The 16,561-nt window shown below is 67.4% G+C and carries 12 protein-coding genes and 1 pseudogene; 9 read left to right on the top strand and 4 right to left on the bottom strand.

All coding sequences use genetic code 11. From position 1 onward, the window contains the following. Window positions 1-144: 144 nt before the first annotated feature. A pseudogene (locus WMF45_RS48110) lies at window positions 145-450 on the top strand (toll/interleukin-1 receptor domain-containing protein); the annotation flags it as partial. Window positions 451-809: 359 nt separating this feature from the next. On the opposite strand, the gene WMF45_RS48105 reads toward WMF45_RS48110, so the two are convergent. The 4 genes from WMF45_RS48105 to WMF45_RS48090 all read right to left on the bottom strand — a co-directional run bounded on the left by WMF45_RS48105 (window position 810) and on the right by WMF45_RS48090 (window position 6,080). Beyond that, window positions 810-1,001, bottom strand: a complete 192-nt coding sequence (locus WMF45_RS48105; protein WP_437719691.1) for a hypothetical protein — start codon at window positions 999-1,001, stop codon at window positions 810-812. A 1,118-nt stretch (window positions 1,002-2,119) separates the two neighbouring features. After that, on the bottom strand, window positions 2,120-3,571 hold the full coding sequence (locus tag WMF45_RS48100) for a peptidoglycan-binding domain-containing protein (RefSeq protein ID WP_437713783.1): 1,452 nt from the start codon (window positions 3,569-3,571) through the stop codon (window positions 2,120-2,122). 191 nt (window positions 3,572-3,762) lie between these two features. Further along, window positions 3,763-4,200 (bottom strand): hypothetical protein, encoded by a 438-nt coding sequence (locus WMF45_RS48095; RefSeq protein WP_437713781.1) that lies wholly within the window; start codon window positions 4,198-4,200, stop codon window positions 3,763-3,765. A 236-nt stretch (window positions 4,201-4,436) separates the two neighbouring features. Next, entirely contained in the window at window positions 4,437-6,080 is a 1,644-nt protein-coding gene (locus WMF45_RS48090) for an ATP-binding protein (protein WP_437713780.1), read from the bottom strand. 262 nt (window positions 6,081-6,342) lie between these two features. Here WMF45_RS48090 and WMF45_RS48085 point away from each other — a divergent pair, with 262 nt between their 5' ends. The 8 genes from WMF45_RS48085 (at window position 6,343) to WMF45_RS48050 (ending at window position 16,522) form a co-directional block, all read left to right on the top strand. Continuing rightward, window positions 6,343-6,933, top strand: coding sequence for a Uma2 family endonuclease (locus WMF45_RS48085; RefSeq protein ID WP_437713778.1), 591 nt, complete (start codon window positions 6,343-6,345; stop codon window positions 6,931-6,933). 240 nt (window positions 6,934-7,173) lie between these two features. After that, window positions 7,174-7,422, top strand: coding sequence for an AbrB/MazE/SpoVT family DNA-binding domain-containing protein (locus tag WMF45_RS48080; protein WP_437713776.1), 249 nt, complete (start codon window positions 7,174-7,176; stop codon window positions 7,420-7,422). Next, window positions 7,410-7,751 (top strand): type II toxin-antitoxin system PemK/MazF family toxin, encoded by a 342-nt coding sequence (locus tag WMF45_RS48075; RefSeq protein WP_437713775.1) that lies wholly within the window; start codon window positions 7,410-7,412, stop codon window positions 7,749-7,751. Before WMF45_RS48080 ends, WMF45_RS48075 begins: the two co-directional genes overlap by 13 nt. A gap of 86 nt (window positions 7,752-7,837) precedes the next feature. Beyond that, on the top strand, window positions 7,838-8,602 hold the full coding sequence (locus WMF45_RS48070) for an ABC transporter ATP-binding protein (protein ID WP_012241252.1): 765 nt from the start codon (window positions 7,838-7,840) through the stop codon (window positions 8,600-8,602). Then, complete coding sequence (locus tag WMF45_RS48065) at window positions 8,603-10,723, top strand: FtsX-like permease family protein (RefSeq protein WP_437713774.1); 2,121 nt, start codon at window positions 8,603-8,605, stop codon at window positions 10,721-10,723. An 856-nt stretch (window positions 10,724-11,579) separates the two neighbouring features. Beyond that, a complete protein-coding gene (locus WMF45_RS48060; protein ID WP_437713772.1) occupies window positions 11,580-12,497 on the top strand; it encodes a glycosyl hydrolase family 28-related protein in 918 nt (305 codons plus the stop codon). A gap of 44 nt (window positions 12,498-12,541) precedes the next feature. After that, on the top strand, window positions 12,542-12,937 hold the full coding sequence (locus tag WMF45_RS48055; RefSeq protein WP_437713771.1) for a hypothetical protein: 396 nt from the start codon (window positions 12,542-12,544) through the stop codon (window positions 12,935-12,937). Window positions 12,938-13,561: 624 nt separating this feature from the next. Further along, complete coding sequence (locus tag WMF45_RS48050; protein WP_437713769.1) at window positions 13,562-16,522, top strand: hypothetical protein; 2,961 nt, start codon at window positions 13,562-13,564, stop codon at window positions 16,520-16,522. The last annotated feature ends 39 nt before the right edge of the window (window positions 16,523-16,561 follow it).

Genomic DNA, 16,561 nt, shown 5'->3' with positions numbered 1-16,561 from the left:
GAAGGCGTCGCGCTGAAATTGCCCCCCGTCCGGCATCGTCGGCCCCGGCGAGAGCGGCAACGTGCCACGCCCAGGCGATGTCTTGGCGCTTACTCGCCAGCATTGACACGATTAATAGGATCGGAGGATACTCCACTCGCAGTCATGAGTCAGCGGCCGGTAGTATTAATCAGCTATAGCCCGGACGACGAAGAGTGGAAGAACCGCCTCGTCAAGCATCTCCGCGGACACGCACAACGAGGTTTATTCAACATCTGGGACGAGAACCAAATTCCACCTGGTAGCAATAGACAAGAAGAATTTTTCAAAGCAATAGACCAAGCCAGCATTGCAATATTGCTAATCACAGTAAACTACCTAAATTCCGAATTCATTCAGAACACGGTCACACCTCGTCTTCTTCGACGAACAAACGAGAACGTCAAAATTATACCGGTACTCATCAGCCACTGCGATTGGCAATCATTAGATTGGATTCGCGACCTTGAACGCAGACCACGAGGAGACAAGTTCGTATTTGGCAATTCCGCCGCCGCTGCGGAACAAATGCTCTCTGAGCTCGCAACCGAGATCCGGCTGCTACTGCACCCGGAATCCGTCATAAATACCCACCGGAATCACACACAGACAACAGCAATCACACATGATCCGAACATCGAATTGGCACGCATCAGGGCGCATATGCTATATCAATGCGCAGTCGTTGTCGTTGTGGGCGGCATAGCCATTGCTTTCTTTGGAACTATTGCGCTTGCTATCACCGCGCTAACCGTGATATCTATCGTTGGCTCTTCCGCATGGAGGATGCTTCACTTGTCACAGCTGTCGGCCAAGCTCTCTGCGACTATATCGACAACAAGCTCGATAGCATCCACACTCACCGCATCCGCAACAATGATAGGCAGCATCGGAGCGGGCACTGCTATTATCTCTATCGCATCGTCACTCGCAATCTCCAGCGGCGCCACGGCAATAAGATCCAATTTGACAAATCGAGCCACGCCAGCTCAACACAATACGAACAACTTGAACAGCGACACTGATCCGTATTCCACTCTAGAAATGGACAGCCTTCGATCGGGGGCGTCGCAAATATCACCTACCGACACATCGCCCTCTGTCAACGCGTCTAGCAATGCTTCCCCCGGTGATAGGTCGAGCGCACACGCGGCCACCTCTGGCGCAGTTGTTCCTGAGCAATCGGCAGCAAAATGCAATATATATGGCGAATCCTGCTACAATCCAATTCGACAAACAAACAGAAATAAGTGCATACCGAATGACCCACTATGCGGCCTGTTCTCAGACCAGGAGCATTCAAACCGCCTTCCTTTCGGCACTGGGAGGTGCTGCGACGGCTTCGTGTGTGGCACAGACCAAATATGTCATTTTGAACCTAAGTAACGCTCAAAAATGGGAGGGTTTCGACCACTGCATCAAACGACAAAGCGGCGCGCACAACGTAAGCGCCCGACCAAGGCCATCGTGCTCACCCCGTCGGGACTGGTAGCCGGCCTCGACGAGGTGAGCACGATGGCCTTGGTCGGGTGGTTACTGATGCCCGCTTGGAACGCCTGGGGATGCCGCCACTGCGCGTTGATGCGATTGAATTCCGCTGACGAGTCCATCAGTGTGACGCCAGGATATTCGAGGTACGAAGTGCTCCGGACGCTATCGTGAGGGACGCTATTGCAGGCACGCTTCTTTTCGTGGATCCTTACGGCAAGATCACTGATGATGTCGACGAGGAGTTCGGTCGCAAGCCCTGAGAAGCAATGCCTGTGGTGATGATGGTGGGCAAAGTCTACGTTCGGCGCCGCCACGTGAACACGGCGGCCGGGCGCTTCCGTCCCCGCCGTAGCTACGAGGACGCGGTCGCAACGGGCAACCCGAGGCTTTGGGCGACCTCGCTCACCTGCTCGCCTTCACCCACGAGGATCAGCACCCCGCGCTCCCGCGGATGTACCTCCCAGAGCAATTCCAGCAGAACGCGCGGCTGAAACCCGCCCATTCGCATCATCCCGCTCCCCCTGAAAAGGCGACACCATCACCACCTTATCCGTGCCCCGAAGGGCGCGCCTTCACTCCACGACTTGCGGTCCTCCCCTCCCCGCGAGGTTCAGCCCCTGATGGTCGCTCCGTGGATATGCGCCGCGAGATCAGCGTACCTCATGCGAAACCGCCCGCACCCCTCCGGCAGCGGTGCGCGCGGCGGGTTGCCCTCGCAGCTGTCCGCCCCCGCAGGATTGCGCAGGATCACCGAGGCCGGCGAGCCATCCGCCCCACGCTCGCTCTTCTCGCCCGCGACCCAGTGGTAGCCACCTTCCCACTTCAGGAGAATGGGCACCTTCTCCCCGCGCCCCAGGGCCCCGACGACATCATCAGCCACGGACGCGCCGCTGCGCAGCAGCGCCGACACGCTCGTGTAGCTGCCGCCCATGATGTCCTGGAACAGGCTCGTGAAATTGCCGAGCGGGACGCGCGAGTCGCCCCCCAGAGCAGCCCAGAACGAGTCGTTGTCCTCGGGGTTGTCGTAATCGAAGATCCAGCTCATCAGGGTCGCGTGGTTCATGAGCGCGGACTGGAACAGCCGGTCGATGTCGATGCGGCCCGAGGCGTCGCGCGAGATCGCGTTGCGCGGCATCCTGAGCACGCGGCCGGAGCGGAGCGTCACCTCGCCCGCCTCCCGCGTGATCCCGTCGAGGAGCCGCGTGAACTCGGCCGGATCAGTGCGCAGCAGGACGTACTCCATCGTCCCCGCGCCGCAGGTGCCGTGGCGCGCCCCCTGCTTGACGCGCAGCGGGTTGTCCACGTGCCGGATCGCCTGCGCGAGCACGACGTGTGGATCGATGCCGCCCTCGAGCACGAGCCTGCCATCGCGCCGGACGCCCGCCATGGTCGCGAGGTTCGGCAGGAGCGCCCCCGCGTGCAGCCGGCCCGCGGCGAGCAGCCTGTCGAGCGCGGCCAGCGCGCGCACGTCGCCCCGTAGCGCGCCCCGGACCTCGTCGAGGCGCGCGCTCCGATCGGCGGCGAGCGCGCCGGAGGCGGCGGTCGCGGGCCTGTCGCCGACGGAGTCCACGGAGGGCGGCGGCGAGTCCGGGTCCGGCTCGGCCCCGGGCACGACCCGCGGGAGCCTTTTCGCATCCGTGAAATAGCCCTGATCGTGGCGCGAGGCCGCGGCGGACGCCTGGACCGCGGACGGCTTGCGGCCGAGCGCCGCCACCTCCTCCGGGCTGAGCCCCGCGGCCCTGGCAATGGCCTCCTCGAGCGGCTGCGCACGCCGAGCCCCGAGGCGCCTGTCGAGGGCGGCGATCGTCGCGGCGTCCACGATGCCCGTCTGCGACAGGCCCTCCCCGGCTTGCAGCGCGACGATGGCGGCGTGCGTCTTCGGCCCGAACGAGCCGTCGGCCTTCATCGCCTCGCCGATCGCGCCGAGCGCCTCTTGCAGGGCGCGCACGCCGTCGCCGTTCGCCCCCTGCGCGAGCGTCGCCGCACCCGCCGCGACCGCTCTCAACACCTCGTTCGACGCGAGCTCGGCGGCGCCGAGCCCTGTGTTCCCGCTGTCCCCCATGGGTCCCCTCCTGCGATCACCAGGCGCGCTGGGTTCGTCCCAGGATACCACGCCGCGCCCGTCGGTGCGCGCGTCAGGCGGATCTCCGTTGCGCGGCCCCTCGGCACCGCGAATTCGTCCTTCAGACGGATCGTGGGACTGCCTTCCTTTGTAGCAGCGGGTCGCGGCGAACGCCTCGGCGCGAAGATCCCTCAGCTCTTGCCGAGCGTCTGCTGGAGCCGGTCCACAAGCGCGACAGCTTCCCTCTGTTCGACGGCCGAGGCACCCAGCGCCCGCAGCGCGTCCATGATCTGGTCTCTCGTGAAGACCTCGTATTGACCGCTGAACGGATTCAGCGCCGGTGTATCCATACCATCGACCACTCCACGAACGAATGTCGAGCCTGTTACCAGGCAGATCTTGCTCGGCAAGCGAAACAACGATGAGCATGGGTGGCGCATCATGCGCTGCCACTGGGCCGGAGACGGCGCGCTGCCGTCCGTCACGATCAGCGTACGCGTACGGGTGCGCCCCTGAAAATGAGCCACAATCGCGTCGAGGTACAGGTTCCAATCCTCGTCGGACGGAGCCATGCTTCCCTGTAAAAGCACGAAGATCTCGCCCACCGCTCCAAACGCCATCGTCTTCATGCACCGAAGAATACCACAACGCGCTGACGGGCAGAGAGCCGGTGGGGCTCTCAACCTCGGCGCTCACCGGCACTCATCGAGAGCTAGATCCAGATCCAGAAAATCGACTCAAAAAAAACAGATCACCGCACCCGAGATCCAGAGAAACCGCTCAGGAATCGAGCAGAATCTCCGACGCTCAGGGTCAGCAGAGGGTCCGCGGCTTGGAGGCGGCCGATGGCGACGAGCAGAACGCCTCACGTACAGCCCTGGGCCGGCCGCGCGTCCGCTGGCAGCCGCATCGTGAACGTCGTGCCGCGACCGGGAGCGCTGTCCACATCGACGCTCCCGCCGTGGGATTCGGCGCAGGCGCGTACCAGCATCAGACCGAGGCCCCATCCGTGTGCGCCGTTCTCGCCTGCGGCGCGCGTGAACGGATCGAACAGCGTCTCTTGTGCCTCCGGCGGGATCGGCGCGCCCTCGTTGTGCACGCTCATCTCGACGCCGTCCCGCAGCTTCGTGATGGCGACGGCGATCGGCGCGTCGTTCGCGCCGTACTTCAGCGCGTTCGAGATCAGGTTCCAGAGCGCGCGTCGCAGCTCCGAGGCACCCCAGATCCCTCGGACGCCCTCGTCTGCATGCAGCACGATGAGGCCAGGGTGATCGGCCGCGATTTCGTCGACGAGCTCGCGGCCGATCTCGCTCAGGTCGCACTCCTCGAGCGTGACCGAGAGACGCCGGCCGGCGTGAATCCGATCGGCGTCGAGCAGATCGGTCACCATGCGGTCCGCCCGATCCAGGTTGCGGACGACGACCTTGATCCGCTTCGCGACGTCCGGCCCGCTCGCGTCCGGCTGCGCGGCGAGCATCGTCGCAGCCAGCCTCGCGGCCGACAGCGGACCGCGGAGATCGTGCGCCAGGACCGCGACGAACTGGTTTCGTAGCTCGCGCGCGACGCGCAGGGCACCGAGCTGATCGAGCAGCTCCGTGTAGAGTCTGGCGTTGTCGAGGTGGAGCGCGAGCCGCTCGCCGACCGCCGCGATGCGCCGCGTCTCACGGGCGGTGAACGTCCGCTTTTCACGGAGGCCGATGTACAGGACACCCATGAGAGAACGCTGCGGCGGGAGACGGATGCCGAGCAGCGAATGGATGCCGCTGTGCCGGAGTCTCTCCGGCACGTCGAGCAACGTGGTCTCCACGTCGCGCATCGACATCGCATACTCCTGCAAGGCGACGGCGCCTGCGAAGGACGATGCGTCGACGGCTCGCACGTACTCGACGAACGGCTCATCGGCCAGGCCCACCGAAGCGACCATCTCCAGCTTCCCGGTCCTGATGTCGTACAACAGCAGCGCAGCCGTATCGGCGTCCATCGACTCCGTGACGACCTCGAGGACCTTCCTCAAACGCCCCGACGACAGGGGCGCCTCTCCGCCGAAAGGCTGCAAGAATGGGTCATGGAGCAGCCGCAGGTAGCGCTTCTCGGTTTGCTCGTCCTCCAGGAGGTGTTGCCGGAACGCTCGCGCTATGAACACGGAACGGGCGTGGATCTCGGCGAAGAGGCGAGCGATCTCCTCCAAGCTCGGCTGCTCTTCGGCGGCTGCGATGGCCCAGGTGCGCACGATCGCGCGCCCGAGGATGGCGAACTCTTCAAGCGCTTCCTCGAGGCTGAAGCCAGCACGCAAGCGGGAGGACAGATGGCTCTCGATGAGCTCGTCTCGCTCGCGGCGCACGTCCTCCCCGTCCCATCCACGGGCGAGCGTCCGCACGTACTTGGGCATCATGTTCGTCAGCTCGGGGCTCGCCAGCCCCCGCGCCGCCGCTGCCCTGTTCGCTTCGCTGGCCCACGCTTCGACGATCTCTGATGCGCGCTCCGCGATGATCTGTTTGATCGTCCGCATCGACCCCTCACATCCTTGTCGAGATGATCCTTAAGAGGCTCGACGGGGCTCCTGCCAGTGCGCGTCACCGAGGCTCCGGATCACGCCACCCGAGCGCTTGGACGCATTCGCAGATCTCCCGGTAAGCGAGACCCGCACGCGCTCGGGCTCGCCCTGGTGATCGCGGTCGTAGCCCTGCCCCGGTCACCGCCCCGACCGGCGCGCCGACCTCCCCTGCTTTCACCGCCTTGCCTCGCCGCCCGCCCCCGGGCAGGCTTCGCCCATGGGCCAGCCCGGCGAGAAGCAGCGCCGCGCCACGTACGCCGACCTCGGCGCCGTCCCGCCGAACAAGGTGGCGGAGCTCGTCGGCGGCACCCTGCACGTGTTCCCCCGACCGGCGCCGCGACACGCGAGCGCCGAGAGCGCGCTGCAGGGCGAGCTCTTCGGTCCGTTCCAGCGGGGGCGGGGCGGCCCAGGAGGCTGGCGCATCCTTGTCGAACCCGAGCTCCACTTCCCCGATCCGGACGCGCCGGGGGAGGTCGACGTGCTCGTGCCCGACCTCGCCGGCTGGCGCCGCGAGCGCATGCCCGAGCTGCCCAAGACGGCGTATTTCGCGCTCGCTCCAGACTGGATCTGCGAGGTGCTGAGCGCATCCACGGAGAACGTCGACCGTGACGAGAAGATGCCTATCTACGCGCGCGAGGGCGTGCGGTATGCGTGGCTGGTCGACCCGATCGCGCGGAGCCTCGAGGCCTACGTGCTCGACGCGGATCGTCGCTGGGGACCCGCGGCCGTCTACCGCGACGCCGCGCGCGTTCGCGTCGTGCCGTTCGAGGCCATCGAGCTCGACCTGACCGTGCTCTGGGCGGAGTAGCAGGCTGCTGCGCCGTAAGCGCCCGGCCATCGCCATGGGCACGGCCAATTCTCGTATCCTGCGCGCCCCTCGCCCGGTCCGGGCGGGGCGAAAGCCCAGGACGCGCCAATGACCCATCCGCTCCGCGACGTCGTGCTCCCTGACATCCGGCCAGGCTTCCGGAACAGCACGAACGGCGCAGTCCGGGTCGCCTTGACGGCGCCTGCCTCGGTAGGTACGTTGTGATCACGTAGGCTGAACATGAAAACCCGCCTGGTCCGCATCGGCAATTCCAGGGGAGTCCGGCTCCCGAAGCCCCTCATCGAGCAAGCAGGCTTGACCGAGGAGGTCGAGCTCCAGGTGCGTGGCAATACCATCATCATTGCCGCACGAAAGTCGCCTCGGAGCGGCTGGGCGGAGGCCGCTCAGCGGTTGCACGCCGAGGACGGCGACCCGATGCTCGACGCTCCCACGCCGACACGCTTCGACGAGGCCGAATGGCAGTGGTAGGCGTGAAACCGGTCCGTCGCGGGGATGTCTTCCTCATCGATCTGGACCCGACCCGCGGAAGCGAGATCCAGAAGACGCGCCCCTGCGTCGTGGTCTCGCCGGACGAGCTCAACGCGCATCTGCGCACGGTCATCGTGGCGCCGCTCACGACAGGAGGGCAGCCTTACCCGTTCCGCGTCGCGTGCCGCTTCTCGAACAAGAGCGGGCACGTCGTCATCGATCAGCTCCGCACCGTCGAGCGGGAGCGTCTCGTCCGCCATCTGGGTCGCATATCGCCGGCGACCTTCACGCGCATCCTGGCCGTCCTTCAGGAAATGTTCTCTCCCTGAGCGGAGGAACGCGCACCGCCGAACACCACAGAGATAGAATGGGCTCTGACACTCGGCACATGCCGAGCCCGGCACCGCGCACGCCCATGAGCACCCCCTCGACCCCTGCCTCCGACGAGGCCGTCCTCCGCGTCCGCAACCTCCACAAGTCCCACGCGCTCGGCGCGACGCCCATCGAGGTGCTCCGCGGCGTCGACCTCGACATCCACGCCGGCGAGATGTGCGCGATCATGGGCCCCTCCGGCGTCGGCAAGAGCACGCTGCTCTCGTGCGTCGCGGGCCTCGAGTCGCCCGATCGCGGCGAGATCCGCGTGCTCGGCGAGGACATGGCCGCCCTCGACGAGCACGGGCGGACCCTCCTGCGCCGCCGCCGCGTCGGCATCGTCTACCAGTTCTTCAACCTCGTCCCGACCCTCACGGGCTACGAGAACATCGTCCTCCCCTACCTCATCGACGGCGCCGCCCCCGACCACGACGCCGCGTCGCGCATGCTCGATCGCGTCGGCATGCGCGCCCGCGCCGAGCACCTGCCGTCGCAGATGTCCGGCGGCGAGATGCAGCTCATCTCCATCGCCCGCGCCCTCGTCCGCCGCCCGGCGCTCGTGCTCGCCGACGAGCCGACAGGCAACGTCAACGTCGCGACCGGCCGCCGCATCATGGCGCTGCTCGCCGACGCCCTCCGCGACGCCGGCAGCGCCATGCTCCTCGTCACGCACAACGCCGAGGACGCCGCCCGCGCCCACCGCGTCGTCTTCATGCGCGACGGCCTGCTCCTGCACGACGCCGCCCTCGCGGGCCCCGCCGTCACCTCGGCCGCCGTCCACGATCGGCTGAAAGAGCTCGGCATCTGAATGCTCCTCCTCCTCCGCGCCCTCTTCCAGCCGCTCGTCCGGATCCTCGCCCTCCGCAACCTGCGCGCCGACCGCTTCGGCGCCATGGCCGCCGTGCTCGGCGTCGCCCTCGGCACGGCCACGGTCAACGTCGTCCTCATCCTCGACGTCGGGACGCGCGCCGTCGAGGCGAGGAGCGCCGTCACCAACCCCGACCTCCCCGTCTTCACCGATCAGACCATCACGCTGCGCGGCTTCCGCCCGGACGGGCAGCCCATCGACGCGGAGGACGCCCAGGAGGAGACCCACGAGGACTACGAGATCATGCGGTCCGCGATCCGCCTCGGCTCGCTCTCCGCGTTCCTCGTCGGCGCCCTCATCGTCTTCTTCACGTTCAACGTCGCGGTCGAGCGCCGCCGCCGCGAGATCGCCCTCCTGCGCAGCGCCGGCGCGCTGCCGCCGCAGGTCGCGGCGGTCTTCGTCCTCGAGGCCCTGATGCTCGGCGTCGGGGGCGCCGCGCTCGGCCTGCTCGGGTCGATCCCGCTCGCGTACCTCGCCGCGAAGGCGGGCATCACGACGACGGGCCGCGCGCGCATCCCGCTCAACGCCATCGTCCTGCCCTGGAGCGCGATGCTGCTCGTCTGCGGCACCGGCGCCCTCACCGCGCTGCTCGGCGTCCTGCGCCCGGTGCGCGACGCGCTCCGCCTCGACATCGCGCGCGCCCTGCGCCCGCGCTTCGTCGAGGGCGGGGCCGAGCAGCGGCGGCGCATGCGCGGCGTCACGCTGCTCGCGCTGCCGTTCATGGTGCTCGTCTACGGCCTGCTGCGCCCGTTCTTCCAGGAGTCCGTCCCGCTGTTCGCCTTCTTCGTGCTCGAGGCGGGCCTCGCGTGCGCGGCGTTCCTCGCCGCCATCGTCTTCGTCCCGGACCTCGTCGCCCGCCTCGGCGCGCTCGCCGTCCGCCTCGCGCCGCGCCGCTGGGCCGCCGAGCGCCTGCTCTTGCGGCGCCGGGTCGAGCACAGCGGCCACGAGCTCGCCTGGAGCGTCGGCGGCGTGATGATGGTGTTCGCCCTCCTGCTCGCGCTGCACATCGCCACGACGGCGCTCAAGCAGGAGGTCTCGGCCTGGGCCGGCCGCGCCCTCGCGCCCTACGCGTTCCTCTACCCGGACGAGCCGCTCGGCCACGCCGAGCGGCTGCTGCCGCGGTTGCCCGAGCGCCTCGTCGCGGCGCGCTTCTCGAGCCGCACCCCGTGGCCCAACGTCGCCTACGCCGTCCCCGCCGACGAGCTCCTCGCGCTCGCCGAGGCCACGGGCCGCGCCGACTCGATCGCCCTCGCCCGCCGCTTCGGCCCGGGCAAGGCGCTCGTCTCCACGATGATGGCCCGCCGCTTCGGCGTCGGCCCCGGCGACCAGCTCGAGGTGGGCGGCCGCGCCGGCACGCGCCGCCTCGAGGTCGTCGGCATCACCGACGAGCTCGGCTACGTCCACGCGGCCGGCGCGTACCGCAACCTCCGCACGTACGCGGTCATCGACGCGTCCGACTTCCCGGTCATCTCCCCGTACGCGACAGCGATCGGCCACACGATCGCCCTCGCCGATCCCCGGACCGGCGCCGCGGCCGCGCGCGGCGGCTCGGCGACGCCGCCCTGGGCCGAGCTGCTCGCCGACGTGCCGCGCGCGCGCGACGTCCGGATGCAGACGGGGGTCGAGATCGAGGCCATCCGCCGGAAGGCGACGGGGCGCGACTTCGTGATCTTCGACATGATCCTCGGCTTCACGACCGTGCTCGCGGCGATCGGCGTCGCGAACCAGATGGTCCTGGCGCTGCACGCGCGGCGCCGGGAGCTCGCGCTGCACCGCGTGCTCGGCATGACGGCGGGGCAGGTCCGCCGGATGGTCCTGATGGAAGGCGCGCTGGTGGGCGCGCTGGGCGGGACGCTGGCCGTGCTGCTCGGGATCCCGCTGGGCTCCGCGGCGCTCGGCGCGCTGCGCACGGTGTCGAGTTTCGAGGTCGAGTTCCATATCCCGCCGGAGTACGGCCTGTTCACGGCGCTCGGCGCGACCGCGGTGGCGCTCCTCGCGTCGCTCTATCCCGCGCGGAGCGCGGGGCGGAGCAACGCCGCGGAGTCGGTCCACTACGAGTGAGCACGAGCAGGAGCGCGCGCCCGTCCTTCACGAAACTCGCCCGGCCGTCGCGGGCTCTTCTCCCCCGATCGCCCTCGGCGTGCCGCCTCGAAGCGCTCGGACGCGGCGCTTGCGCAGAGGCGTTCAGCATGACAAGCCACGTTGCATATCGTGGGCGCGACCACATTCCCGCGGGCATGTGCGGCGGTGCCTCCGGCGCGTTCAGCGCGACGGGCGACTCGCTCTCGAAAGTAACTGTCACGGACAGCCTCGCCTACCTCCATCCACCACGAGTCCGGCAGGGATCCGGAGAGAGAGACTTCAACGCAAAGGCGCAAAACTGCACGAATTTTGTTCTTTTTTTGCGACTTTGCGGCTTTGCGTTGAAATCTCTCTTCGCTCGCGAGAGAGCCCGAGCAGATTTTCTGACCCGCGGCACCAGGCGTTGACGGCGAGCCAGCGCGCCCCGGCGCCCGGCGTCCCTGGCGTTGACGTGCGCTCTCGGCGCCCGCCGGGGCGGGCCGCCGCGCCGCGCGCGGCGCGCCCGCTCATGAAGATCGCTCAGGCCGGACACGGAGAGCGGGACATCGGTGTGCTCGCCTCGCGGCACCCCGGAGGAGGTGAGTCCCTCCTTGGCACAGCGGTGCTCCGCTCGACTTCTGCGCTCGCTCCTTGCTCCTGGTGGTGACTGACAGCGATGGATCGACCCTCGCCCGAGAGGAGGTATGTGTGTTATTGGACCAGCGGGTTGTGCAGATCTGGTTCGGAGTCCTGCTCGCGCTCGCCTCCGCTCCAGCCGGAGCGACGCTGCCCCCGGACAGCACCGCCCGCTCCGAGGCGGGCTGGGGATATCACCCTCGCTCCGGAGGAGCGCGCCGTGTCCTCCCAGGGTTTCTGCAGCCTTGATCTGCCCTACACCGAGCCGCCCTTCCTGGCAGACCAGACGACCGGCATCGCTTGCCCCGGTTACGCCACGCAATCGCCGATCTGCACGGGGCCCTTCTGCCCCGAAAGCCGCGTTTGCCCGGGGACGAGGACGCTGCACGAGGACCTGAATGCTTGCCAGGGGGCGGCCTGCTGCCTGCCAGGCTCCGTCGACCCGGACGGCGTGGTCAACGTCCTGCCCTACCTGGCGAGGCCGCCGGAATGGCCCTTCTCCGCCGACGCATCCGTCGATCACAGCACGACCGTCGACGACAGCCCGAGCATCGCCACGGCCATCGAGTGCGCGGCCGCGCTGCCCGCCAGCCGGCGCACCGTGGCTTTCCCTGCGGGGCGCTACGTGCTGCGCACCCCCCTGCGGCCTCACTACGACGCGCTCACCCTGGAGGGACCGGAGCTGTCTCCCGAGGCGCCCCCGGGTGATCCCCGGACCGCGACCCCCTTGGCGATCCCCTGCAATCCGGAGCAGTACCCCGGGGCCATCCAGGTCACCAGCGTCGTCAAGCGGGACGGGACCGCCGCCAGCGCGATCCGGGGGCTCTGGATCCGCAATCTGCAGATCGCGCTCACGGACGGGCCGCGCAGGAGGGCGAACGGCGGCATCCAGCTGAACACCTGCTCGGACTGCAAGGTCGAGAACCTCATCATGCGGTACTCGCCCCTCGCGCCGCAGCTACCCTCCTGCAAGCCGAGCAACCTGGAGGGCATCGGCTTCACCTGGGGCTCCGGGGGCGTCATCCGGCACGTGCTCGTGGACGGCGTGTCGAAGAGCGGCGTCTACCTGTCCTCCATCGCCGGGTACCACGACACGCCGCCCATCCTCGTGGAGAACAACGTCCGACGGGGATCCTGATCAAGAAGGTCAAGTTCGCTTACAACGGGAGCCATGGCGTCCACGTGCAGGCAGGCGCCGGCGTGGCGCTCCGGGACGTCTGGTCCTGGGGAAACGCGCTCTACGGCGTGCTCCTGAGCTCGCGGACGGCGCTGCCCGCGACCTCGGCCCGGGTAGAGGACGTGACCCTGGACGATCTGCTCGTCTTCGACAACGCCCTGCGCTTCACGTCGGGCTCCCATCCCGGCATCAAGATAGAGGCCAGCGACGTCACGATCCGCGGCGGTGCGGTGGCCCGCTGCGACCCCTGGCGCGGGAGGCAATCGCGATCCATCCAGCAGCAATGCTGGCTGTCGGGGCCGGCCGGCGCCCAGGCGCTCTTTCATCCAGAAGAGAACGTCATCTCGGGCGTGAGCACCTATGGCCTGAGCGCGCCGGAAGTGCTGGCGTGCCCTTATTGACGAGCCTCGCTTTCTCCCGCTGTGCGCTCCGCGCCTGAGCGCGTCCCACACCCACCGCGGCTGCAACCCCCCGATCCACGGGAGCACACCTCGCTGCGCTGCACCAGCTCGTAGCCCTCGTCCTCCTCGCCACGCCGCTCCTGTCGTCTTCGTCCTGAACCTCGCCGCACGCCTCGGCGCGCTCGCCCGCGCCCGCGTGCGCCTCGGCGTGCGGGGCGGAGCAACGCGGCCGAGGCGGTCCGGTACGAGGTGGGCCAGCCGCTGGGAGCGCCGTGTCGCAACCTCTCGCGCTCGCCATCGGGCGCACGCCGATCCTCGTGACCTGATGGATGCGGGTAGCGGACACGAGGCGCAGTTCGCCCACCTCGACGCCGCCATCGCAGTCGGCCGATCGGGTCATCGATGCACCAACCCCTTCGGAGCCGTATGCCTCCAGCGGGTCGTCCCGACGATGCACGGCATCCGCCGGCCGGCAAGCACCTGCGATCGCGCGCGCATGCCGTGCAACCGACGATAGCCTGTGCCACTTCGCAATTGACTTATGCCCTGAGTCATTAACATGATTGATGTGCCCTATCCCTTATCCTGCTTACGAATTTCACCCCATATTCAAGGAGAGCCGCGATGGCCATGACGACATTCTGGGCTCAATCCGTGACCGCATGCGACGACGTGGGAATCGAGGAAGACGGAAGCCCTCTGAAGCCGAAGCCGAGCGCATCGACGATCGACGGCGTTTCCCTCACGACAGGCAGTCGCGTACTTCTGACCAATCAGGCCACGAAGGCGCTGAACGGCATCTGGACATTCAATGGCGCTGGCAACTCGATGTCGCGCCCGGCCGATTTCGACACCACGAACGGTCCGGCGCCGAACATGACCGTCATCGTCAACCAGGGGACGAAGCACGCCCACGAGGCGTGGCGTCTGCTGACCACGGGTACGATCACCGTCGACACCACGTCGCTCGACTTCGGACGCCATGAGGTCGTTTACGACGTCGAGCAGTTCGGAGCTCGCGGCGACGCGAAGACGATCACCGACGCGTACGTGATGGCGAGCTCGACGACGCTGACCTCCTCGACCGCGGGCTTCACCAAGGCCGACCAGGGCAAGGCCCTGACGGTCAACATCCCGTCGAATGCCGCCTCCGGCACGGTGACGACGTCCCAGGGCGACGTGACGATCACGGGCGACTTGACCTCGTTCACGACGCAGCTCGCCGTCGGCCAGTTCGTGACGATCGACAACGGCGGGACGCTGACGAGCTACGCGATCGTCGACATCGACAGCGACACGTCGCTCAAAGTGACGCCCGCGCCCCCGAGCAATGGGTCCGACTTGACGCTCTACCGCTCCGCCCGGCTCGACACGACCATCTCCACGGTCACGAACGGCACGACCATCACGATGGCCGCGTCTGCCGCCGTCACGAAGGACTCGGTGACCGCCCGATTCGGCACCGACGCGACCGCCAAGATCCAGGCCGCAATCGATGCGTGCGGAGCGGCGGGAGGCGGGATCGTCCGAATACCGAAGGGCGTCTTCAAGGTCACAGCGCGGCTCATGATCTCGAAGCCGGGCGTGGTGATCGAAGGGAGCGACAAAGAGACCGAACTCCTGGTCGACACGACCACGCCGGGCAGCTCGTTCATCCCCGTCTTGTTCCAGACGGTCATCAACAGCGACCCTCCCGCTCTCAAGAACGTCGGCATCCGCAATCTCCGCATCCGGTTCGCGGCCGCGGGACCCTCGAGCGGAAGCGGAGTCCAATTCAACCACTGCATCGACTTCCTCTGTGACAACGTGACCGTCTTGGGTGACGGGGCCGGGATGTACGGCTCGACAACGAACGGCATCGCCTGCGCCTACCGCTCTCGGGATGGCGTGATCTCCAGGTGCGTCGTGGACGGGGTGTCGAAGCCCGCGTTCTACCTCGCCGGTGCCGAGCACGTGCGGGTCGTCGACTGCACGGCAAAGAACGGGAAGACCTCCCACGGGTTTTCCTTGGCTCCACCTGGCTTCCTCGCCGGAGCCGCCTTCGACTGCGAATTCATCGATTGCCACGCCCACGACTGCCAGGGCTCGGGCTTCCTGGTCTCGTCGCTCGCCCCCTTCAGCGGAAGCGTTAAGGCGACAGATCCGCCGGCCTCCCCGACGAAGTTCACCGTGACCCTACCGAACCGGCCGTACCCGCAGCCGCAGTTCGTGATCAATGCGCTCGCCTTCTTCAACGACACCACGACGCGCTGGGAGCTGCTTCCCATCTCCTCCGTGACTTACCTGAGCGAGTACGACTGGGAGGTGGAGCTCGCTACCCCGCTGAGCGCCGCGCCGTCCGCAGGCCGGACGATCAAGGCATTCTTCCAACCTTACCGCGGGGTGAAGATCCTCGGCGGCGTCGCACGAAACAACGGAGGAGCGGGGGTGACCGTGGGCACCAACCTCGCCGGTGTCGTCGGGCGTGATCTCACGATCGCCCATCTCACGTGCCGGGGCAACGCGGGCCCGGGGCTCATCGCGAACTCGGTAGAGGACCTGTTCGTGAAGGGGGGGCTCTACGTCGAGAACCAGGCCGGCATCACGCTCCAGGACATCGGCACAGGTCAGGGGTCGGAGAACCAGACCGGGCGCATCGTCCTCGACGGCGTGACCTGCTACGACAACACGTACCATGGGTTGCTCCTCGACTCCGTGAACAACGTCACGGTCCGCGGCGGACGGTTCTCGCGTACGACCACTTCCATCCAGCCCTACGCGATCGAGATCCACGCCCGGACGGTCATCACGATCAACAAGGGGTGCACGAACATCAAGCTGCTCGACCCGGACTTCCTCGAGTACTCGACCCTGGTCGCCGACACGTTGGATCCGCCCGACGGCGCGATCCTTCATAGAAACAGTGCGAATCAGCACGCCGTGCAGACGGGCCACTACCGGATCCAATTCGCGGGAGCGCCGACGAGCCTACGGGCCCCGCCGGGCTCCGAGTACGTCGACACGACGAACGGCGTCTCGTACATCAATTCGTCCGACCATCTGGCGGCGAACTGGAGCCATGTTTATTCCACGGCCGACGCCAACCTGACGGCCAACAGGGTGACATCGCCGTCCTATCTCGAGCTCTTCTCGACTCCAGGCAACAACGTGTTCATCGGCGACACGTCGACGTTGTTCATGAGCGTCTCTAGCACGCACGTCTACGCCGCGGCACCTTACTGGTCTTGGACCGAGAACATCTCCGGGCCGATCCTTCTTCATCAGACGAGGACTTCGGACGCGGCCACGAGCGACATGACCATCGTGTCGCAGGCCCCGCACCCCAGCGCCACCACCAACACGAACCCCGGCAACCTCGTCCTCGCGGTGCCGTCGCCTGCCCCCGGCGGTACTGACGGAGAGATCCGGCTCAAGGTGTCGACGCTGAACGTCATCCGCGTCGGCAACGCCAAGCTCGGGTTCTTCGGAGGCGCGCCAGCCTCGAAGCCCACCGTCACGGGATCGCGCGACGGAAACGCAGCCCTGCAATCGCTTCTGACGGCGCTCACGAGCCTGGGTCTCGTCGTCGACTCCAGTACGGCCTGATGGTCCTCGGGCGCCGAAGCTGGATCAACTCGCCTGGTG

The sequence above is a fragment of the Sorangium sp. So ce448 genome, from assembly GCF_051520915.1.
GTDB classification, from domain to species: Bacteria; Myxococcota_A; Polyangia; order Polyangiales; family Polyangiaceae; genus Sorangium; species Sorangium cellulosum_B.
The sequence above is the reverse complement of the archived record's forward strand: the minus strand, read 5'-3'. Positions and strand labels throughout refer to the sequence as shown.